At 72.8% G+C, this 20,938-nt stretch carries 16 protein-coding genes; 11 read left to right on the top strand and 5 right to left on the bottom strand.

What is annotated here, in order from left to right:
* Window positions 1-11: 11 nt before the first annotated feature.
* The 8 genes from OG303_RS20645 (at window position 12) to sucD (ending at window position 11,607) form a co-directional block, all read left to right on the top strand.
* Entirely contained in the window at window positions 12-1,211 is a 1,200-nt protein-coding gene (locus OG303_RS20645) for an AAA family ATPase (RefSeq protein ID WP_405869939.1), read from the top strand.
* On the top strand, window positions 1,208-1,396 hold the full coding sequence (locus OG303_RS20640; protein ID WP_405869937.1) for a hypothetical protein: 189 nt from the start codon (window positions 1,208-1,210) through the stop codon (window positions 1,394-1,396). The genes OG303_RS20645 and OG303_RS20640 overlap by 4 nt, the downstream gene beginning before the upstream one ends.
* Window positions 1,397-1,409: 13 nt before the next feature.
* Window positions 1,410-4,052: a DUF5682 family protein gene (locus OG303_RS20635; protein WP_405869935.1), complete on the top strand. Its 2,643-nt coding sequence runs from the start codon at window positions 1,410-1,412 to the stop codon at window positions 4,050-4,052.
* A gap of 223 nt (window positions 4,053-4,275) precedes the next feature.
* On the top strand, window positions 4,276-5,442 hold the full coding sequence (locus OG303_RS20630) for a vWA domain-containing protein (protein ID WP_405869933.1): 1,167 nt from the start codon (window positions 4,276-4,278) through the stop codon (window positions 5,440-5,442).
* Between the two features lie 251 nt (window positions 5,443-5,693).
* The gene (locus OG303_RS20625; RefSeq protein ID WP_405869931.1) at window positions 5,694-6,794 is read left to right on the top strand and encodes a hypothetical protein; all 1,101 of its coding nucleotides are present in this window, start codon (window positions 5,694-5,696) and stop codon (window positions 6,792-6,794) included.
* Window positions 6,795-7,039: 245 nt separating this feature from the next.
* Entirely contained in the window at window positions 7,040-9,019 is a 1,980-nt protein-coding gene (locus OG303_RS20620; protein WP_405869929.1) for a hypothetical protein, read from the top strand.
* Between the two features lie 503 nt (window positions 9,020-9,522).
* Window positions 9,523-10,701 carry an ADP-forming succinate--CoA ligase subunit beta gene (gene sucC / locus OG303_RS20615; protein WP_405869927.1) on the top strand — a complete coding sequence of 393 codons (1,179 nt, stop codon included), beginning with the start codon at window positions 9,523-9,525 and terminating at the stop codon, window positions 10,699-10,701.
* A 21-nt stretch (window positions 10,702-10,722) separates the two neighbouring features.
* Window positions 10,723-11,607 carry a succinate--CoA ligase subunit alpha gene (gene sucD, locus OG303_RS20610; protein ID WP_405869925.1) on the top strand — a complete coding sequence of 295 codons (885 nt, stop codon included), beginning with the start codon at window positions 10,723-10,725 and terminating at the stop codon, window positions 11,605-11,607.
* A gap of 64 nt (window positions 11,608-11,671) precedes the next feature.
* Here the strand turns inward: sucD and OG303_RS20605 are convergent, their stop codons facing one another.
* Window positions 11,672-12,730, bottom strand: coding sequence for a sigma factor-like helix-turn-helix DNA-binding protein (locus OG303_RS20605; RefSeq protein WP_405869923.1), 1,059 nt, complete (start codon window positions 12,728-12,730; stop codon window positions 11,672-11,674).
* A 96-nt stretch (window positions 12,731-12,826) separates the two neighbouring features.
* Between OG303_RS20605 and OG303_RS20600 the strand changes: the two genes are divergently transcribed.
* Window positions 12,827-14,620 carry a DUF6350 family protein gene (locus OG303_RS20600; protein ID WP_405869921.1) on the top strand — a complete coding sequence of 598 codons (1,794 nt, stop codon included), beginning with the start codon at window positions 12,827-12,829 and terminating at the stop codon, window positions 14,618-14,620.
* Between the two features lie 19 nt (window positions 14,621-14,639).
* On the opposite strand, the gene OG303_RS20595 is transcribed toward OG303_RS20600, so the two are convergent.
* Window positions 14,640-15,413 carry a hypothetical protein gene (locus OG303_RS20595; protein WP_405869919.1) on the bottom strand — a complete coding sequence of 258 codons (774 nt, stop codon included), beginning with the start codon at window positions 15,411-15,413 and terminating at the stop codon, window positions 14,640-14,642.
* A 324-nt stretch (window positions 15,414-15,737) separates the two neighbouring features.
* Here OG303_RS20595 and purN point away from each other — a divergent pair, with 324 nt between their 5' ends.
* Together purN and purH are read left to right on the top strand one after the other, a co-directional pair.
* Window positions 15,738-16,367 (top strand): phosphoribosylglycinamide formyltransferase, encoded by a 630-nt coding sequence (purN, locus tag OG303_RS20590; RefSeq protein ID WP_405869917.1) that lies wholly within the window; start codon window positions 15,738-15,740, stop codon window positions 16,365-16,367.
* Window positions 16,364-17,929: a bifunctional phosphoribosylaminoimidazolecarboxamide formyltransferase/IMP cyclohydrolase gene (gene purH / locus OG303_RS20585; RefSeq protein WP_405869915.1), complete on the top strand. Its 1,566-nt coding sequence runs from the start codon at window positions 16,364-16,366 to the stop codon at window positions 17,927-17,929. Before purN ends, purH begins: the two co-directional genes overlap by 4 nt.
* A gap of 72 nt (window positions 17,930-18,001) precedes the next feature.
* Here purH and OG303_RS20580 read toward each other — a convergent pair whose 3' ends face one another.
* The 3 genes from OG303_RS20580 to OG303_RS20570 form a co-directional block, all read right to left on the bottom strand.
* Window positions 18,002-18,421 carry a hypothetical protein gene (locus OG303_RS20580; RefSeq protein WP_405869913.1) on the bottom strand — a complete coding sequence of 140 codons (420 nt, stop codon included), beginning with the start codon at window positions 18,419-18,421 and terminating at the stop codon, window positions 18,002-18,004.
* A 91-nt stretch (window positions 18,422-18,512) separates the two neighbouring features.
* Window positions 18,513-20,069 carry a protein kinase domain-containing protein gene (locus OG303_RS20575; protein WP_405869911.1) on the bottom strand — a complete coding sequence of 519 codons (1,557 nt, stop codon included), beginning with the start codon at window positions 20,067-20,069 and terminating at the stop codon, window positions 18,513-18,515.
* Window positions 20,066-20,815 (bottom strand): FHA domain-containing protein, encoded by a 750-nt coding sequence (locus tag OG303_RS20570; protein ID WP_405869909.1) that lies wholly within the window; start codon window positions 20,813-20,815, stop codon window positions 20,066-20,068. The genes OG303_RS20575 and OG303_RS20570 overlap by 4 nt, the downstream gene beginning before the upstream one ends.
* Window positions 20,816-20,938 lie beyond the last annotated feature (123 nt).

The raw sequence follows: 20,938 nt of genomic DNA, 5'->3' as shown, positions 1-20,938 counted from the left end.
GGGACTCAGCCATGTCTGTGTCCGTAGAGCCGACGTCTGTCGAACCGAGCGAGAACGGGTCCGCGCCCGTGAATTCGAGTGCCACCACCCCTGCATCCGCGGGGGCGAGCGCGCCGGCGTCCGCGCACGAGACGGAGGAGCTGCGGCCGCACGCCGAGCACGCCTTCGCCGGTGAACTCGCCGCGCTGGCCGCGCAGGACGACCGCCCGCGCCCGGCCCGCTGGAATCTGTCGCCGTGGGCGGTGGCGACGTACCTGCTCGGCGGCACCCTGCCGGACGGCACGGTGATCACGCCGAAGTACGTGGGACCGCGCCGCATCGTCGAGGTCGCCGTCACCACGCTCGCCACCGACCGTGCCCTGCTGCTGCTCGGCGTGCCCGGCACCGCGAAGACCTGGGTGTCCGAGCATCTGGCCGCGGCGGTGAGCGGCGACTCGACGCTGCTCGTGCAGGGCACGGCGGGCACACCGGAGGAGGCGATCCGGTACGGCTGGAACTACGCGCAGCTGCTCGCCCACGGCCCGAGCCGCGACGCCCTGGTGCCCAGCCCGGTCATGCGGGCCATGGCGGAGGGGATGACGGCGAGGGTGGAGGAGCTGACCCGCATCCCGGCGGACGTACAGGACACGCTCATCACGATCCTCTCCGAAAAGACGCTGCCGATACCGGAGTTGGGGCAGGAGGTGCAGGCGGTCCGGGGCTTCAACCTGATCGCCACGGCCAACGACCGCGACCGCGGGGTCAACGAGCTCTCCAGCGCCCTGCGCCGCCGCTTCAACACAGTGGTGCTGCCGCTGCCGGAGAGTGTCGAGGCCGAGGTCGACATCGTCTCCCGCCGCGTCGACCAGATCGGCCGCTCCCTCGACCTGCCGGCGGTGCCCGACGGCGTCGACGAGATCCGCCGCGTCGTGACCGTCTTCCGCGAGCTGCGCGACGGGGTCACCTCCGACGGCCGTACGAAGCTCAAGTCGCCGAGCGGCACGCTGTCGACGGCGGAGGCGATCTCCGTCGTCACCGGCGGGCTCGCGCTGGCCGCCCACTTCGGCGACGGCGTGCTGCGGGCCGGTGACGTCGCCGCGGGCATCCTCGGCGCCGTCGTCCGCGACCCGGCGGCCGACCGCGTCATCTGGCAGGAGTACCTGGAGGCGGTCGTCCGCGAGCGCGACGGCTGGAAGGACTTCTACCGGTCCTGCCGGGAGGTGAGCGCGTGAGCGACGACCTGGGGTGGGGGCGCGCGGGCGGGAACGGGAGCAAGGGGTCGGGCGGCTCGGGCGGGAACAAGGGGTCGGGCGGTTCGGCGCTCAGGGCGTACGAGGACGGGGTGTACGCCGGGGGCGGCAGCGGCGGGGCGGGCCTCCGGGAGGCGCCCTGCGGCGGCCTTCGGTGGATGCGATGACGAGGGGGACGGCATGACAGGGCTGGAGAGGGGCGGCCGCGGGGTGGCCGGTGGTGGGCCGCTGCTGCTCGGCGTGCGGCATCACGGGCCCGGCTCGGCGCGCGCGGTCCGGGCGGCGTTGGATGCCGCCCGGCCCCGGGTCGTGCTGATCGAGGGGCCGCCCGAGGCCGACGCGCTGATCCCGCTGGCCTCCGAGGAGGACATGCGGCCGCCGGTCGCCCTCCTTGCCCACGCCGTGGACGAACCCGGCCGCTCGGCCTTCTGGCCGTTCGCCGAGTTCTCCCCGGAGTGGGTCGCGATCCGCTGGGCCCTGCAGCACGAAGTCCCGGCCCGCTTCATCGACTTGCCGGCTACGCACACGCTGGCGTGGGAGAAGGAGGAGGGGGACGAGACCGGCAAGGGGGCCGGCGGCGGGGGTGAGGGCGATTCAGCCGCGGCCGGCGCGGCCGGTGCGGATGCCGAGACCGCCACGGATGCTGAACCCGGGGGCGGCGCCCACACCGGTGCAGGAGCCGGAGCCGGGCCCAACGCCCGCGTCGACGCTGCCCCTGATGCTGATGCCGATGCCGATGCCGATGCCGATGCCGATGCCGATGCCGGCGCTGACGTCGAGGCCGGTCCCCAGACCTCCGCGACCGCCGCCGACGGGTCGCCCGTAGCGGCCGACGTCCGTATCGACCCCCTCGCCGTGCTCGCCGAAGCCGCCGGTTATGACGATCCCGAGCGGTGGTGGGAGGACGTCGTCGAGCACCGGGGGGTCGGCGAGGGGGACGCGTTCGCGCCGTTCGTCGTGCTCGAAGAGGCCATGGGGGCGTTGCGGGAGGCGTACGGCAGCGGGGGGCATGACCGGGATCTCGTGCGGGAGGCGTACATGCGGCTCCAGGTGCGGGCGGCGCAGCGGGAGTTCGGGGACGCGGTGGCCGTCGTGTGCGGGGCCTGGCACGTGCCCGCGCTGCGGCAGAGGACGGCCGTCGCCGCCGACCGGGCGCTGGTGAAGGGGCTGCCCAAGGTCAAGGCGGACATGACGTGGGTGCCGTGGACGTACCGGAGGCTGTCGCGGTTCAGCGGGTACGGGGCGGGGATCGACTCGCCGGGTTGGTACGGGCACCTGTTCGCCGCCCCCGACCGGCCGGTCGAGCGGTGGATGACCAAGGTGGCGGGGCTGTTCCGGGACGAGGACCGGATCGTATCCTCGGCGCACGTCATCGAGGCGGTGCGGCTGGCCGAGACGCTCGCCGCGATGCGGGGCCGCCCCTTGCCGGGGCTGGGCGAGACGACCGACGCCGTGCGCGCGGTGATGTGCGAGGGCTCGGACGTGCCGCTGGCCCTGGTGCACGACCGGCTGGTCGTCGGTGACGTGCTGGGGGAGGTGCCGCAGGCCGCGCCCGCGGTGCCGTTGCAGCGGGACCTGGACCGCATCCAGCGCCGGCTGCGGCTCAAACCGGAGGCGCTGGAGCGGGAGTTGGAGCTTGACCTGCGCAAGGAGACCGACGCCGAGCGCAGCAGGCTGCTGCACCGGCTGCGGTTGCTGGGTGTGGCGTGGGGCGAACCGGCTGCCTCGCGGGGCAGCACGGGCACGTTCCGGGAGACGTGGCGGCTGCGCTGGGAGCCGGAGCTGTCCGTGCGGGTGGCGGAGGCCGGGGTGTGGGGTACGACGGTGCTCGCCGCCGCGACGGCCAAGGCCGAGGCGGACGCCGTCTCCGCGCAGGCTCTGGCCGATGTGACCGGGCTCGCCGAGCGCTGCCTGCTGGCCGAACTCCCGGAAGCGCTCCCTGTGGTGATGCAGGTCCTCGCCGACCGGGCGGCGCTCGACACGGACGTCGGGCACCTCGCGCAGGCCCTGCCGGCCCTGGTCCGCTCGCTGCGGTACGGCGACGTGCGCGGCACGGACACGGGGGCGTTGGCGGGGGTCGCCGCGGGCCTCGCCGAGCGGATATTCGTCGGACTGCCCCCGGCCTGTGCGGCCTTGGACGCTGACGCGGCCGAGGAGATGCGACGCCATGTGGACGCGGTGCACGGGGCGGTGGGGCTGCTGGGCGACGTGCCCGCGCCCGACCACCGCGATCTGCGGGGGCGCTGGCACTCGGTCCTGCGCGTGCTGTCCGCCCGGGACACCGTGCCCGGTGTGGTCCGGGGGCGGGCCGTGCGGCTGTTGCTGGACGAGGGGGAGTTGGGGCAGGACGAGGCGGCGCGGGTCATGGGGCTCGTGCTGTCCCCGGGGACGCCGCCGGGGGACGCGGCCGCGTGGATCGAGGGTTTCGTGGGCGGAGGGTCCGGCGGCGGGATGCTCCTCGTCCACGACGAGCGGCTGCTCGGCCTGGTCGACGCCTGGCTGACCGGCGTACCGGCGGAGGCGTTCACGGACGTACTGCCCCTGCTGCGGCGGACGTTCTCGGCGTACGAGCCGGGGGTGCGTCGCACGCTGGGCGAGCTGGTCCGGCGCGGACCGGGGGAGCGGGGGAGTGTGTCGGCCGCGGGCACCGGCATACCCGGTTTCGCGGCCGACCTCGACGCCGGGCGCGCGGACGCCGTACTGCCGGTGGTCCGGCTGCTGCTCGGCCTGGACGAACCGGGTGGCGGCCCGAGTGGCCCGAGCGGCGGCCCGGGCGAAGTGGAAAAGGACGTCGACAACGACCTTGCGGGGGTGGCGGGATGACGAAGGACCGACTGGCGGAATCGCGAGAGGACGCAGGCGCGACGGCCGCCGACAGGAACAGCAACAGAAACAACAACGGGACCAGGAACAGCAACGGGACCCGCATCAGGACCAGGAACAGCAAGAGCAACAGCAACCGGCACGGGGTCGAAGCGAAGCGCCGTCCTGCGGTCGCCGTCGCGGTCATGCCGCTCTGGGACCGGCCCCGTACGGGGGTGTGCCGATGACGACCGAGGTGGTGGATCCGGCTCAGGAGCGGTTGCGGCGCTGGCGGCTCGTGCTCGGGGGTGACGCGGCCGACGGCACGGGATGCGCGCTGTCCGGGCAGGACGCCGCGATGGACGGGGCGTTGGCCGCGCTGTACGGGAAGAAGGACAAGCAGGGGCAGGCGGCGCGGGACCGTTCGGCGGGCCTCGGGGCGTCGGCGCCGTCCGTGGCGCGCTGGCTCGGGGACATCCGGACGTACTTCCCCTCCTCCGTCGTACAGGTCATGCAGCGCGACGCCATCGACCGGCTCGGGCTGTCCACGCTCTTGCTGGAGCCGGAGATGCTGGAGGCGGTGGAGGCCGACGTGCACCTCGTCGGCACGCTGCTCTCCCTCAACAAGGCGATGCCGGAGACGACGAAGGAGACGGCACGGGCCGTCGTGCGCAAGGTCGTCGAGGACCTCGAGAAGCGGCTCGCCACCCGTACCCGGGCCACCCTCACCGGCGCTCTCGACCGCAGCGCCCGGATCAGCCGGCCGCGCCACCACGACATCGACTGGAACCGCACCATCGCGGCCAATCTCAAGCACTACCTGCCCGAGTACCGAACGATCGTGCCGGAGCGGCTCATCGGGTACGGGCGGGCGTCCCAGTCCACGAAGAAGGAGGTCATCCTCTGTATCGACCAGTCGGGATCCATGGCGGCATCGGTCGTGTACGCATCGGTGTTCGGAGCGGTGCTCGCCTCGATGCGGACGATCTCCACGCGACTCGTCGTCTTCGACACGGCGGTCGTCGACCTCACCGACCAGCTCGACGACCCGGTGGACGTGCTGTTCGGCACGCAGCTGGGCGGCGGTACGGACATCAACCGGGCACTCGCCCACTGCCAGTCGCAGATCACCCGGCCCGCGGAGACCGTGGTCGTGCTCATCAGCGATCTGTACGAGGGCGGAATACGGAACGAGATGCTCAAGCGGGTCGCCGCGATGAAGGCGTCGGGGGTGCAGTTCGTGACGCTGCTCGCGCTGTCGGACGAAGGGACGCCCGCCTACGACCGGGAGCACGCGGCCGCGCTCGCCGCGCTGGGGGCACCGGCGTTCGCCTGCACGCCCGACCTGTTCCCCGAAGTGATGGCGGCGGCGATCGAGAAGCGGCCGCTGCCGATACCGGAAACGGCATGACGACCGGGCGGACATGGCGTGTTCGCTGACGATTTGTCGACCCGCGGTCGTCCGACTTCGACCAGCAAAACGGACATGCCTACCCATCGGTAATGGAGGGGCTTGCGCAACCTCGGGAGTGCCGTGCGAGGATCGACGCCTCATCAGCGGTGCGCCGCACTCCGCTCGTTCGTACCGCGTCGCGCCGACTCGTACCTCGTTACGGCTCGTTACGTGTGATTCGTTCCGCCGCACGGGAGGACCCACCCCTCTTGACCTGGCCAGCAGCCTTGCCCGGTGCCGCGCTGCACGTGATGCGCACGACGGCCGGTCGGCGTGCGCTGCAAGTGGCCCTGCTGGTGGGCGGGTTGTTCGCGCTCGGGTTCCTCTGCGGGGAGCAGGCGCACGCGGCGGAGGGGGCACCACTCGCCTCCGCCGCCTCTGCCTCGTCCTCGTCCGAGGTCGTGCCGACTGCTCCGGCGGACGGCGTCCGGTCCTTGACGAGCAGCGCGGTCGGTACGGTCGGCCGGCTGGTGAACCCTCCGGCCGCACCCGAGGCGCACCACCCCACAGCCCCTGTTGCCGAGCCCCGGCCGTCGGCTCCGGCCAAGCCCGAGCCGACGGCTCCCGCCGCGCCGGCACCGTCCGAGGCCAAGCCGAAGCACAACCCCACGACCCCGGCGGAACCCTCCGTCCATCACCCGGTCAGCGAGTCCGTCTCCCGCCCGGGCGCGGGGGATGCCGCTGATCAAGTCCTCAGCCCGTTGACCGACAACCTCGTCCGGTCCGTGGGCGCTCGCGTCGTCCAGCCGGTCGGGGACCTGGTGGAGAAGGTGACCGCCGGGCTGGGCGAAGTGACGGCGCAGATACCGCCGTTGTCGTCGTTGCCCGCCCTGCCGGTGCTGCCCGGGTCCCCGTCGATGCCGGGTCTGCCTTCCCTGCCGGGCCTCCCCGCGGCACCGGGCCGGCTACTTCCCGCGCCGGTCACGCAGGCGCCGCAGCCGGGTGCCGCGGGGCACTCGGCTGCGGACGGGGCCGTCGACGGCAGGCGCTCCGGAGCGAGGGCGAGCGGCGCGGAGTACGGGCCGCGGTTCGCCGCCGACGTCACTGCCGACGCTGCCTCCGCGCGGGGCGACGGGCAGCGGGCCGCTGGTGCCGGGTACGCCCCGGTGCAGCAGGCGCCCGACGGAGACCCGACCGGCGCGCCGCCCAACCGGGCCGCGGTCGACAACAACACCTCGAGGCACGGTGACGCGCACGCCGTCGCCCTGAACCACCGGGCGCCCCTGCGGCTCGTGCCCGGCGCCGCCGCCCGCGCAGCCGCGGCCGGTACCCGGGACAGGCACCGGGACATTCCCGTCTTCCCCGGCTAGAGCAGGCACTTCCCCCGCCACAGACCTGCCGCGCGGGGGCGGAACAGGTCTGCCCGCCCGTCCGGACACCCCTTCGTTCTCCGGACGGCAGCCGCCGACTCCGCTGGTCCCCTCTCCCCGGACCACGACCGGAAACGGCGCCGGAAATGTCTCCAAGCCTTCCGAAGAAGCACCCGAACTCCCCGGATCTCCCCCGAGGTCGAGGAGCGTCGCAGCTTCCAGGGATCTAAGGATCTGACGCACGCATGAACAAGAACATCCGCCGCTCCATCGTCATAGCCGCCGGTGTCACCGGCGCGTGGGCGCTCGGTTCCGCCGTCGCCAGCGCTGACGAACTGCCCTCCTCCCTCTCCGTGTCCGACGCGACCAACGACACCGACAGCACCCTCGGCACGGTCACCGACACCGTGACCGGCACGGTCGACGGCGTCGTCACCGGCGTCCAGGACACCGTCTCCGGTGTCACCGGGACGGCCGGCGACACCGCCTCCAAGGCGACCTCCACGGTCACCGACACCGTCGCCGGCACCGAGAAGACGACGCCCGGCGGCACCGCCGACCAGGCCAGTAAGTACGTCGACGGCAAGGTCGCCGTCCCGCAGGCGGCCACCAAGGCCTCCAAGATCAAGGGCGCCGCCGCGATCCAGGGCGCCAAGGCCGCCCGTGCCGCGCAGTCCAAGGCGCAGGCCACGGCCGAGGGCGCCGCCACCACCGCGCGGACCACCGTCTCCGACACCTCCTCCTCCCCCCGGGGCGAGGTCGACTACCTCTTCGGCCCCCTCGCCGCCTTCGCGCCGGAGCTGGAGGAGGCGCTCGCCGCGGCCCAGACGAAGCTCCAGTCCGTGCAGTCGGCGGCCCGCATCCAGGTGCAGGGTGTCGACGGCGTCGTACGGACGAAGGCGCAGCACACCGTCGCGGGCGCGGGCCGCACCGCGGCGGGCGTCCAGGGCGCCACGCAGACCGCGACGACCGGCGTCCAGGGCCGTGCCGCCGGCGTGACAGCCACCGCGCAGGGCGAGGCCGGTGCCGTCACCGACGCCGCCCTGACCTCCGTCTCCGCGGTCCCGAGCCACGTCACGGGCACTGTCACGGGCACGGTCGATGGCGTCGAGCAGAAGGTCGTCGGCACGGTCCAGAGCGTCCCCGGCACGGTCACCCCGGTCGTCGAGGAGACGGTCGCGGCCGCCATCCCGCCCCTGGCGACCAGCGCCATGCACGGCGTGACGCCGGTGGCCGGCCAGGCGGTGGCGGGCGTCGTCCCGGTCGCCGGGCAGGCCGTCGCCGGGGTCGTGCCCGTCGCGGGCCGCGAGGTGCACGGTGTGACGCCGGTCGCCACCGGCGCGGTGCACGGCGTGACGCCCGTCGCGGGCGCCGCGGTGGCCGGGGTCGCGCAGACCGCCGGTCACGTGGTCGACGCCGCGACGGCACTGGCGTACGGCGTCGCGGCCGACGTCCAGCCGGTCGCGGGCGGCGTCGTCCAGGGCGTGCAGCCGGTCGTCGGTGGTGTCGTGCAGGGCGTGCAGCCCGTCGCCGGCGGTGCGGTGTCCGACGTGCGGTCGGTCGCCGGGGACGCCGTGTACGGAGTGGTGCCGGTCGCGGGTGGTGTCGTCTATGACGTGCCGCCGTACGCCACCGGCCTGGTCGGCCAGGTCTACGACGACACCACGGGCGCTGTGCTGCCGCCCGTCGCGCACGCCGCCGTGGACGGTGTGCTGCCGGTCGCCGGGCAGGCCGTGACGGACGCGGGCGGGCTGGCGTACGGCGTCGTCGGCGACGTGCAGCCGTTCGCCGGCGGGGTCGCTCAGGCCGCGGCGCCGCTCGCGTACGGCGTGGCCGGTCACGCGACCGACCTGGCGTACGGCGTCGTCGGCCAGGTGCCGCAGTTCGCCCAGGGCGTCACCGGCGCGGTCCGGCCCGTCGTGGACACCGTCACCGAGACCGTCCAGCCCGTCGTGCGGGGCGTCGGCGGCAGCGCGACGACGCTCGCGTACGGCGTCACCGGCGATGTCGCTCCCTTCGCGTACGGCGTCGTCGGCGACGTCGACCCGTTCGCGTACGGCGTCGTGGGCCAGGTCGCTCCCTTCGCCGACGACCTGACCGGCACCGTCCGCTCCACCGGCGGCCCGCTCGCCGGCCACGCCCTCTCCGGCGTTGAGGGCGTCGCCGAGTCGATCACACCGGGCTATGTGCAGGACGTGCAGTACGGCAGCCCGTACGGCGTCTGACCGCACCGCCATCGGCGGCGCACGCGATGAGTGCGCCGCTCGACCGACTCCGCGAGGTTGCAGGACCCGGACGGCCGAAAGCCGTCGGTCCGGCCGGCCCGGACCTCGCGGAACGGGCCGGGCGGGTCCCCATTGGGGTGGGGACCGCCTCGGCCAGAGCCCCCAAGGGTGGCCCGTTCGTGCCCCCTGTCCGGGGTCGTAGAAGGGGCCTCACCGGGTCAACCCCAGCCCGGTGAGGCCCTTCCCCGTTGCCTCCTCACGGCAGGCCCGCGCCCTCACATTCGGCACGCCGTGCCAGTGAGCGCGGCATCATGTGACAGGTATCACCGCTCAGGTGTGACCCTCGATTTAGGGGCCTCCTGCAAGCAGCGATAACCTGCGAGACGGACATGCCGCGCGCTCGGACACCGTGTGCGCCTCCCTTGTGACAGCGGACGTCACGTTGCCCTTCGCGGCACGCCCACGCATCCAACGAACCGCGAGATCACTGAGGACGGAAGCGCGTGGACCTGTTCGAGTACCAGGCGAGGGACCTCTTCGCCAAGCACGATGTACCGGTGCTGGCCGGTGAAGTCATCGACACGCCTGAGGCGGCCCGCGCAGCCACTGAGCGTCTCGGTGGCAAGTCCGTAGTCAAGGCCCAGGTGAAGGTCGGCGGCCGTGGCAAGGCCGGTGGCGTGAAGCTCGCCGCCACCCCGGACGAGGCCGTCGCGCGTGCGACGGACATCCTCGGCATGGACATCAAGGGCCACACGGTCCACAAGGTGATGATCGCCGAGACCGCGCCCGAGATCGTCGAGGAGTACTACGTCTCGTACCTCCTCGACCGCACCAACCGCACCTTCCTCGCCATGGCGTCCGTCCAGGGCGGCGTGGAGATCGAGGTCGTCGCGGAGGAGAACCCCGAGGCCCTCGCGAAGGTCCCGGTCGACGCCAATGAGGGCGTCTCGATCGAGAAGGCCCGCGAGATCGTCGCCCAGGCGAAGTTCCCGGCCGACGTCGCCGAGCAGGTCGCCGAGATCCTCGTGACCCTCTGGGACACCTTCATCAAGGAGGACGCCCTCCTCGTCGAGGTCAACCCCCTCGCCAAGGTCGCCTCCGGCAAGGTCATCGCCCTCGACGGCAAGGTCTCCCTGGACGAGAACGCCGAGTTCCGCCAGCCGGAGCACGAGGCGCTCGAGGACAAGGACGCGGCCAACCCGCTCGAGGCCGCCGCCAAGGCCAAGAACCTCAACTACGTCAAGCTCGACGGTGAGGTCGGCATCATCGGCAACGGCGCGGGCCTCGTCATGAGCACCCTGGACGTCGTCGCGTACGCCGGTGAGAACCACGGTGGCGTGAAGCCGGCCAACTTCCTCGACATCGGCGGCGGCGCGTCCGCGGCCGTGATGGCGAACGGCCTGGAGATCATCCTCGGCGACCCGGACGTCAAGTCCGTGTTCGTCAACGTCTTCGGCGGCATCACCGCCTGCGACGAGGTCGCCAACGGCATCGTCCAGGCGCTGCAGCTGCTCGCGGACAAGGGCGAGGAAGTCACCAAGCCTCTCGTCGTCCGCCTCGACGGCAACAACGCCGAGCTGGGTCGCAAGATCCTCTCCGACGCCAACCACCCGCTGGTCCAGCGCGTGGACACCATGGACGGCGCGGCCGACAAGGCCGCCGAGCTCGCGGCTGCGAAGTAAGGAAGAGGGACTCAGACAGCCATGGCTATCTTCCTCAACAAGGACTCCAAGGTCATCGTCCAGGGCATGACCGGCTCCACGGGCATGAAGCACACCAAGCTCATGCTCGCCGACGGCACGAACATCGTCGGTGGCGTGAACCCGCGCAAGGCGGGCACCACCGTTGACGTCGACGGCACCGAGATCCCGGTCTTCGGCACGGTCGCCGAGGCGATCGAGAAGACGGGCGCGAACGTATCCGTCCTCTTCGTACCGCCGGCCTTCTCCAAGGCCGCAGTGGTCGAGGCGATCGACGCGGAGATCCCCCTCGCGGTCGTCATCACCGAGGGCATCGCCGTCCACGACTCGGCCGCGTTCTACGCGTACGCCGTGGCCAAGGGCAACAAGACCCGGATCATCGGCCCGAACTGCCCCGGTCTCATCACCCCGGGCCAGTCGAACGCCGGCATCATCCCGGGCGACATCACGAAGCCGGGCCGTATCGGCCTGGTCTCGAAGTCCGGCACGCTGACGTACCAGATGATGTACGAGCTGCGTGACATCGGCTTCTCGTCCGCCGTCGGCATCGGTGGCGACCCGGTCATCGGTACGACGCACATCGACGCGCTCGCCGCGTTCGAGGCCGACCCCGACACCGACCTGATCGTCATGATCGGCGAGATCGGTGGCGACGCCGAGGAGCGGGCCGCGGACTTCATCGCGAAGAACGTGACCAAGCCGGTCGTCGGCTACGTCGCGGGCTTCACCGCGCCCGAGGGCAAGACCATGGGCCACGCCGGCGCCATCGTCTCCGGCTCCTCCGGCACGGCCGCCGCCAAGAAGGAGGCCCTCGAGGCCGCCGGCGTCAAGGTCGGCAAGACGCCGACCGAGACGGCGAAGCTGGCGCGCGAGATCCTCGCGGGCTGAACTGCGGCTTCCGAGCTGAACGTTGATGGGCCCGTCCCCCTTGCGGGGGGCGGGCCCATCGGCATCACTGAGCGAGCGGTTCGAGCCGCTCCGGCCCGGGCGTCGTCTCCCACCGCAGCTTGGTCCGCAGCTGAACCTCCTCCTCCGACAGCGCCCCCAGGGCCACCCGCGGCGGAACTCCCTGCACTCTCGCGCCCGGCGGTACCGGGGGCTCGTAGTGCGTCGGGGCCGTCTGCAGGGTGAGCGTCGTCGTCCCGATGATGGCCACCGTGAAGGCGATGGCGGCCCGCGTCCAGAAGCGCACGCTGCGCTCGCCGCCCGTGCGAACGACCGGTGGCCTGCGTGCGCCCAGCCGCTCCACGGAGGCCAGTTCGGCCAGGCGGCGGTTCAACTCGGACGGGTCGGAAAGGTCCGGCAGGCGCGCGGCGATCGTCGCGCGCGCGTGCAGCAGCCGGTTGGCCGCCGCCGGTGTGCTCGCCTCCGTCTCGGCTGCCGTCTCCGGCAGGTCGAGACCGACACCGTCGTACAGCAGCAGCGTCCGGCGGTACGGCGGCGGGAGCTTCAGGAGTACGTCCAGCAGCGCGCGGTCGCGCGCGTCGGCGAGCGGCGGCTCCGGGTGCCGGTGGCGCGGGCGGAACCGGTGCCAGGGGGAGAGCGCGTACTCGTACGCCGTCGACCGCACCCACCCCGCCGGGTCCCGGTCGACGGCCACCTCGGGCCAGCGCTGCCAGGCGAGTTGGAAGGCCCGCTCGACCGACTCACGCGCCAGCTCGCGCCGCCCGGTGAGCAGAAACGCCTGCCGTACGAGGGCGGGGGCGCAGAACGCGTACAGCGCGTCGAAGGCCTGAGCGGGCGTCAGGGGAGCCCCGGGCGTCGGATCCGCCGGCTGCTTCTCCGGACTCACCGTCACCTCGGCTCCGTCCCCGCAGAGTTCGGCCAGAAGGGCCACATAGGCCTCCCGCCTCCGGCCGCGCGGGGTGGTCCGGCCGGTCTCCCAGGCGTTCACGGTCTTGCTGGGGATGCCGAGCCGCGCGGCGACCTGACCTTGCGTCAGCGAGCCCGCCTCGCGCAGGCGTCGGCGCTCCGCGGGTGGTGGCAGCGGGCTCGCAGGGTTCGGCGTCACAGTGCGCCCTTCCGTGCGAAAAAGTACATAACCGTATATTGAGCGACACTTCGGAGGTTCGCCTGTTACGACGAGAAAGCGCGTGTCGTTGGGAGCATGGCGGGCGTGATCCAGATGACCGCTCGCCGACCTCCGTTGTCGTCCCTGCGCACCCGGATGCGCGACCGCTCGCCCGGACTGGCCGCCGGTCTCGTGGGCGGTGTGCTGGCCGCCGGCCTCGGGCTCGGGTCGTTCGCCGTGCTCGTGGTGGTGCTGTGGATCAGTTCGCCGTATCCGGACAGCGGGCCCGGGAGCGCGCTCCATGTCGCCGCGGCGCTCTGGCTGCTGGCGCACGGCGCCGAACTGGTCCGCACCGACACGCTCACCGGTGTCCCCGCGCCGGTGGGTGTCACCCCGCTGCTGCTCCTCGCGCTGCCGGTCTGGCTGGTGCACCGGGCGGCACGGGACGCGGTGGACGGCGGCGAGGAGGACGAGCCGCTCGGATCCGGTCGTACGGCATGGGCGGGCGTCGTCCTCGGCTACCTCGGTGTCGGCGCGGCCGCGGCGCTGTACGCGTCGGGCGGAGAGCTGCGGCCCTCGTGGGCGTGGACCGGCCTGTGCCTGCCGTCGCTCGTCATGGCGGCGGCGGGGGCAGGCGTGTGGACGGCACTCGGGCGGTTCGGCGAAGCGGTCGACGGCCGGCCGAGGCCGCTGCCGGCAAGGGGGCGGCGCCTCGTCCCCGGGTCGGCCGCTCGCGCCCGCCTGGGTATCGCGGCGCGGGCGGCGGCCGCGGGCACGGCGGTACTCGTCGGAGGCGGGGCGTTGCTGCTGGCGGCGTCACTGGTGTGGCACGGCGAGGCGGCGCGGGGATCTTTCCTGCAGCTCACGGAGGGTTTGTCGGGCCGTTTCGCCGTGCTGCTCCTGTGCGCGGTGCTGGTGCCGAACGCAGCGGTGTGGGGAGCGGCGTACGGCCTCGGCCCGGGGTTCGTGCTGGGCGCGGGGCATGTGGTGGGGCCGCTGTCGTCGGCGCCGGCTCCACTGCTGCCGCCCTTTCCGTTGCTGGCCGCGGTGCCGGACGCCGGGACCGGGGTGTGGCTGAACTGGGTCGCCGGAGCGGCGCCGCTTGCGGCCGCACTGACGGTGGGGTGGTTCGTGGGCGCGGCGCCATCCCCGAGTGCCGGCCGGACCGCCGGCACCGCCGCGCTGGCGGCGCTGTTGTGCGCGGGCGGCATGGCCGCGCTCGCCGCGTCGGCGGGCGGGCCGCTCGGGGCCGGGGCGCTCGCCCGGTTCGGGCCGGTGTGGTGGGAGACGGGGGGTGCGGCGCTCGGGTGGACGGCGGCGGTGGCGATCCCGACGTCACTGGGCCTGCGGGCCTGGCGGGGCCGCAAGCGCCGGACGAGCGAGAAGAACGGACCGAAGATCGTGCAGCCGGGCGGAACGAAGAACGTGCAGCCGAAGATCGTGGAGCAGAGGTCGCAGGCACCGGTGAGCGGGGGCCGGCTCCGGCGGACGCTGGTGGCGACCGGGGCGTGGTTCGGGATCCGGAAGGGCTCCGGGCGGGCGGACGCGGTGCCGGCTGCGGCAGACGTCAAGCCGTCCGCGCCCTATGACGAGGGCGACGGGTACGGCCCGCTGCGCGAGCAGGACGGCGCCACGTCCCAGCCGTACGACTTCCTGCCCGTCGAGCCGTTTCCCCAGCCGCCGACTCCCTGGCGCGACGACGCCACCCGCGAGGCCCGCTGGGCGGCGCTGAAGGACGCGGCCGCCCCGCCTCCGGCACTGGACATGCCAGACGTGCCGTCCGTGCAAGAGGTGCCGTCCGTGCCGGACGCGCCGACCCTGCCGGATGTACCGGAGGCCCTGGAGGAGCCGGACGTACCGAAGACGCCGGACGTACCGAAGGCGCCGTGAGCGTAGGCCGGGCTGCTCGTCAGCCGTTCGTCCCCAGCAGCCCGCGCAGCTCCTTCGGCAGCAGCTCGGTGCAGGACTGCTTCGCCTGGTTCGTGAGGGCGTCGCTCGTGCACGAGTAGTAGTCGCTGTAGACCAGCTGGGCCGTGAAGGTCGCGCCCACCAGGACGATGGCCAGCGAGGCCGTCACCAGGCCGGTCACCGCGGCCGTCAGCTGGGGGCGGGCGGCCGGTTCGTTGGTGTTCTCGGAAGCGCGGGGCTTCGTGCGCAGGGCGCTGATGCCCCAGTACAGAGAGAGGGCGCCCAGCAGCAGGGCCACGTACGGCCAGCTGAAGAGGGCGAAGAAGAAGGCCCACATGCCGCTCAGCAGTGCGTAACGCGCACGGCGCTGGGCGGGATCCGCCGGGTCCCAACGCATGCCCGAGCCCGGGGTGTTGCCGCCCTGGCCCTCGGGGCCCGGGGGTGGACCGCCGGGGCGCTCGCCGAAGCCGCCGGGGGAGCGGCCCGGCTGGCGGTCGCTCCACTGGCTGCCCCAGGGGGAGTCGTCGCCGGATCCCTCACCGTTCTCACCGTCCGCCGGGCGGCGCGGCTGCCAGGGGCGGTCCGGTGTGCCCTCCGGCGGCGGAGCGAAGGGGTTGTCCTCCTGGGAGCCGCCGCGCTGCTCGTCGCCCGGCTTCTTGTCCGAGGGCGCGTCCGGAGGCGAGGAGGGCCGCTCCCGCAGCAGGACGGCGCCGCGCTTCCCTCCCTGCGCAGACAGCGGAGGGAGCGTGAGGAGTCGCAGGCTGCGGTCCGACATCAAGTGAGCGTCTTCCCCTTGGAGAATCTTGGCGAATCTTGGTGAATACGGCTGTGGTCGCGAATGGTCCGGCGTGAGCTGTCACTTCGTGAACGCACCGCACACCGACCGCGTTCCCGAGCTCACCCCTCGCAGACGCTACCTTCCGGCCACGCCCCCGTCCCACGGGGGCTGCCCGGTGTGCCGGTATCGTTGCTGACGGTCGGCCGCTTCGTAGACTTCCCCGTATCCCGGGGCGCGAAGCATTCGTACGAATGTACAAGCCGTTGCACGTGTCGTACGGACCGGCCGCACGGAAACGCTCCCCCGAGAAAGGGCCCCACCGTGGCCGCCAAGCCCGTGGTCAAGCGCCTCGTCGTGCTGGTCTCCGGATCCGGCACCAACCTGCAGGCGCTCCTCGACGAGATCGCGGCCACCGGTACCGAGGCCTACGGCGCCGAGATCGTCGCGGTCGGCGCCGACCGCGACGGGATCGAGGGGATCGCGCGCGCGGAGCGTGCGGGGCTGCCGACGTTCGTGTGCAGGGTCAAGGACCACGGGAGCCGCGAGGAGTGGGACGCCGCCCTCGCCGAGGCCGTCTCCGCGCACGCACCCGACCTCGTCGTGTCCGCCGGGTTCATGAAGATCGTGGGCAAGGAGTTCCTGGCCCGCTTCGGCGGGCGGTTCGTGAACACCCATCCCGCCCTGCTCCCCAGTTTCCCGGGAGCCCACGGTGTGCGTGACGCGCTCGCGTACGGCGCCAGGGTCACCGGCTGCACCGTCCACTTCGTCGACGACGGCGTCGACACCGGACCGATCATCGCGCAGGGCGTGGTGGAGGTCCGGGACGAGGACGACGAGAGCGCTCTGCACGAGCGCATCAAGGAAGTCGAGCGAAGGCTGCTCGTCGATGTCGTGGGGCGGCTCGCCCGCAACGGCTATCGCATTGAGGGACGAAAGGTAGTTATCCAGTGACCGCCGAGAGCAACAAGCGGCCCCTTCGCAGGGCGCTCGTCAGCGTCTACGACAAGACCGGGCTCGAGGAGCTCGCGCGCGGCCTGCACGAGGCCGGTGTCGAGCTCGTCTCCACCGGCTCGACCGCGTCGAAGATCGCCGCCGCCGGTGTCCCCGTCACCAAGGTCGAGGAGCTCACCGGCTTCCCCGAGTGCCTGGACGGCCGGGTCAAGACCCTGCACCCCAAGGTGCACGCGGGCATCCTCGCCGACCTGCGCCTGGAGAGCCACCGCGAGCAGCTGGCCGAGCTGGGCGTCGAGCCCTTCGACCTCGTCGTCGTCAACCTGTACCCGTTCCGCGAGACCGTCGCCTCCGGGGCGTCCCCCGACGAGTGCGTCGAGCAGATCGACATCGGCGGCCCGTCGATGGTCCGCGCGGCCGCCAAGAACCACCCGTCGGTCGCCGTGGTCACCAGCCCGGCGCGGTACGCGGACGTCCTCGCCGCGGCCGAGGACGGCGGCTTCGACCTCGCCACCCGCAAGCGGCTCGCGGCGGAGGCCTTCCGGCACACGGCCGAGTACGACATCGCGGTCGCGAGCTGGTTCGCGAGCTCCTACGCCCCCGTCGACGACTCGATGTTCCCCGAGTTCCTCGCGGCCGCCCTGGAGCGCAAGAGCACCCTGCGCTACGGCGAGAACCCGCACCAGCCCGCCGCGCTCTACGTCGACGGCACGGGCGTCGGTCTCGCGGAGGCCGAGCAGCTGCACGGCAAGGAGATGTCGTACAACAACTACACGGACACGGACGCCGCCCGCCGTGCCGCGTACGACCACGACGAGCCGGCCGTCGCGATCATCAAGCACGCCAACCCCTGTGGCATCGCGACCGGTTCGGACGTCGCCGAGGCGCACCGCAAGGCACACGCGTGTGACCCGCTGTCGGCGTTCGGCGGGGTCATCGCCGTCAACCGGCCGGTGAGCAAGGAGATGGCGGAGCAGGTCGCGGAGATCTTCACCGAGGTCATCGTCGCGCCCGACTACGAAGAGGGGGCCCTTGAGGCCCTCGCCAAGAAGAAGAACATCCGGGTGCTGAAGGCCCCGGCCGCGCCCTCCCACCCCGCCGAGGTCAAGCCCATCGACGGCGGTGCGCTCCTTCAGGTGACCGACCGCCTCCAGGCCGACGGCGACAACCCGGCCAACTGGACCCTGGCGACCGGCGAGGCGCTGAGCGCCGACGAACTGGCCGAGCTCTCCTTCGCCTGGAAGGCCTGCCGCGCGGTGAAGTCCAACGCGATCCTCCTCGCCAAGGACGGCGCCTCGGTCGGCGTCGGCATGGGCCAGGTCAACCGCGTCGACTCCGCGAAGCTCGCCGTCGAGCGGGCCGGTGCCGAGCGCGCGCAGGGCGCGTACGCCGCCTCCGACGCGTTCTTCCCCTTCCCCGACGGCCTGGAGATCCTGGTCGAGGCCGGCGTCAAGGCCGTGGTCCAGCCGGGCGGTTCGGTCCGTGACGAACTGGTCGTGGAGGCCGCGAAGAAGGCGGGCGTCACGATGTACTTCACGGGGACGCGGCACTTCTTCCACTGACGGATCCCCTTGCTCACGACCGCGGCCTCCGGCCCTCCCCCGAGGGAGCCGGAGGCCGCGGTGGTTTTGGGGTCAGCAGACCGGGAGGCCCGGAATGGGGTCGTAGTTGTTGCCGCCCGACACCTTGTTCGCCGGGAAGTAGCCCCAGGCGTTGTGCTGGCTGCCTGTGTCGCCCTGGGTGTAGAGCCACCAGTCGTTGCGGGCGTCGCCGACGGGCGGGTTCGGGAAGTCAGGGACCTTCGACTGGCAGACGAACCAGTTGTCGCCCGCGTTCAGGTACCCGATCGGCTGGCGATAGAGATAGACGTCGCCGCCCTGGTAGTTGTGGCAGAAGCGCGCGGTGTAGGTCCGGCCCTCCGGGTCGGTCTTCGTGCCGGCGTTCCCCCAGCAGCCGGACGCCGCCTGAGCGCTGCCGGGCGAGACGGCGACGACGGCGCCGAGCGCCAGGGCCGCGGTCGCGCCGAGCGAGACCAGCCTGCGCCTGATGGTCATGGTGTTCCCCCTGGTTCCTGCCGCCCCCGTTGGTGGACACGGCCCACGGTGGCGCCGGACGTCCGCCAGGGGTACCTGAGAACTCTCAGGGTCACTTCCTGCCCGCGGGCGCGTACTCCTTGAGGTAGTGGGCGACGCGGGCGGAGTAGTCGCGGTACTTCGGGGGAACACCGCCCGCGGCGTTCACCTTCTTGTACGAGGTGCGGTAGGCGGCGGCGATCAGGACGCGGCGGTCGCCCGGCAGGGAGGTCTTCAGACGGGGTTCCATGAAGCACAGATAGCGGCCCATGGCCGGGATGGACTCGGCGGGGGACAGGGGCGGCCTGGGGGTCGCCGACGCGGGCACGCCGTCCGCGCGCACCCACCAGCGCAGCAAGCTCGGGGTCCAGCGGGCGATGCCGTACTCGCCCTCGGCACCTGCCGACGGGTCGGAGAGGTTCGGGTCGAAGTCGCTCTCCACCTTCAGCATCGCCGCGATGAGGACGGGAGAGACCTCCCGCTGGAGGCACTCGTGGGCCGAGTCGACGATCAGGTGCCGGTACCGCGCCGGGACGCCCTTGTCGGTACGGAGTTCGGAGGCGCCGTAGGAAGCGGCCGCCACGGATCCCTTTCCGTCCGCCGTCCCCGAGTCGGCCCAGTTGCTGATGCCGTAGCCGAGCGCCGCCACGGCCACCGTCGCCAGCGCCGAGCCCAGCGCCACGGCGGCCCGGCGCCGGCGGGGCGGCAGGACCCTGGGCAGCCGGGGCGAGCGGCCCGTCCCGGCGGCCTCCTCGACCCGCCGCAGCAGCGCGTCCGTGCCGACGCGGTCCGCGTGCGTACGGGACAGGCAGTCCCGCACGATCTCCCGCCAGGCCTCCGGGAGTTCGGGCGACAGGCGCAGCTCGTCGGTGCCGCGGGCGTAGGCGGCGGCCGCGTCACGGCGTGCCGTCGGGGTGCCGCCGGGCAGCGGAAAGGAGTCGGTCAGCACCAGATGGGCCAGGACGCCGAAGGCCCAGACGTCGGCCGACGGGCGGATGCGGCGCCCGCGTTCGCCGATCTCCGACCAGAGCAGCTCCGGCGGGGTGTAGTCGGGCGTGGAGAACGCGGGCGTGTACGCGTGCGTGCCCTCCAGCTCCGCGGCCATGTTGAAGTCCGCCAGCCGCGCCGAACCGTCCCTCATCAGCAGCACGTTGGCCGGTTTCAGGTCGCCGTGCACCCAGCCGGCGCGATGCAGCTGGGCCAGGCCCTCGCAGATCTGCGCGAGCAGCGCGGGCCCCGCGGACGGGCGGGGCGCGACCGAGAGCAGGGCGGACAGAGAGCGTTCCGCCTTCTCCAGTACGAGGACGGTGGCGCCGTCGAGGCCGGGGCGGGACGGGTCGTCCACGGTGAGGGTGTCGTACATCCGGATCAGCCGCGGCTGCTTCAGCCGACGGTGCAACTCGACCTCGCGCTGGACGAGTTCGCGCAGATGGGTGAGCTGGCGCGGGGTGCCCGTGCCAGTGGGCAGGAACTTCAGGGCGGCCGTACGAGGCAGCTCCTCGCCGAGCACGTCGCCCGTGCGCCGGGCCGCGTACACGCTGCCGAACGCGCCCGTCGCGATCGGCTCCCGGACCTCCCAGACGCCGACCCGGTACCCCTTGGGCACCGGCACGGCGTACGGCTCGGTCACCGGGCCACCCGGCCGGTCCGCGCGCCGGCCAGGACGACCAGGTCGTCCTCCCGGACGAGGTCGAAGCGGAGCGCCAGCGAGACCAGCGACTCCTTCTTGCCGTTGAGGCGCGGGCCCGTGTCCGCCTCCTCCGGGCCCGGCTTCAGACGCAGCTTCACCGCCAGGTAGTCGATGTTCCACTGCACCGAAGTGCGGGACGCGGCCGGCCAGTTCGGGCGCAGTCGGTCGACGACCTGGTCCACCGTCGGCAGCGGGGCGTGTGGTTCGCCCCTCAACCGGGGTTCGCACAGGGCGGCGAGGACCGCGAAGTAGCGCTTGGTGCGGTCGACGGAGAAGGCGGGGGCGGTGGTGGCGCCGTCGAGGCCGCCCTCGGCGTGCAGATAGTCGTGGCGCGGCGCCCACACCTCGATCGGCAGCAGGTCGCCCGCGGCCGGCAGCACGATCCGCGAGAACTCGAACGGGACCGGTGCGTCGAGGCGGCCCGGCCCGACCTTCATGTGCTCGCCGGCGCCCTCCGGGTTCTCCACGACGTACGTCTGCTCCCGGCTGAGGTTGCTCAGTATCCAGAAGGCGCCCTGCGCGGTGATCTCACCGGCTCTGCGGGACACCCCCTCGTGCGGGATCGTCACGTCGACGTCGTGCGCGGAGCGGCCGAAGGTGAGCCGCTCGCCGGGCGCGAGCCGGAACTGGTTGCGGTTTCGCTCGTCCTCCGGGGTCGGCGGAGGTACCACGATGATGCTGTACAAGGTGCGTCTCCCCGTGCCTGACAGCTACCCACGTCAGAGTAGGGCGACGCACCAGGGCCGTGTCCCCCTCTGAAGGGTGAGACACGGCCCTGAATGATGATTGGCGCGAACGCGACGCCTCGA

It is taken from the genome of Streptomyces sp. NBC_00005 (assembly GCF_045160215.1).
In the GTDB taxonomy this organism is placed as follows: domain Bacteria; phylum Actinomycetota; class Actinomycetes; order Streptomycetales; family Streptomycetaceae; genus Streptomyces.
The sequence above is the reverse complement of the archived record's forward strand: the minus strand, read 5'-3'. Positions and strand labels throughout refer to the sequence as shown.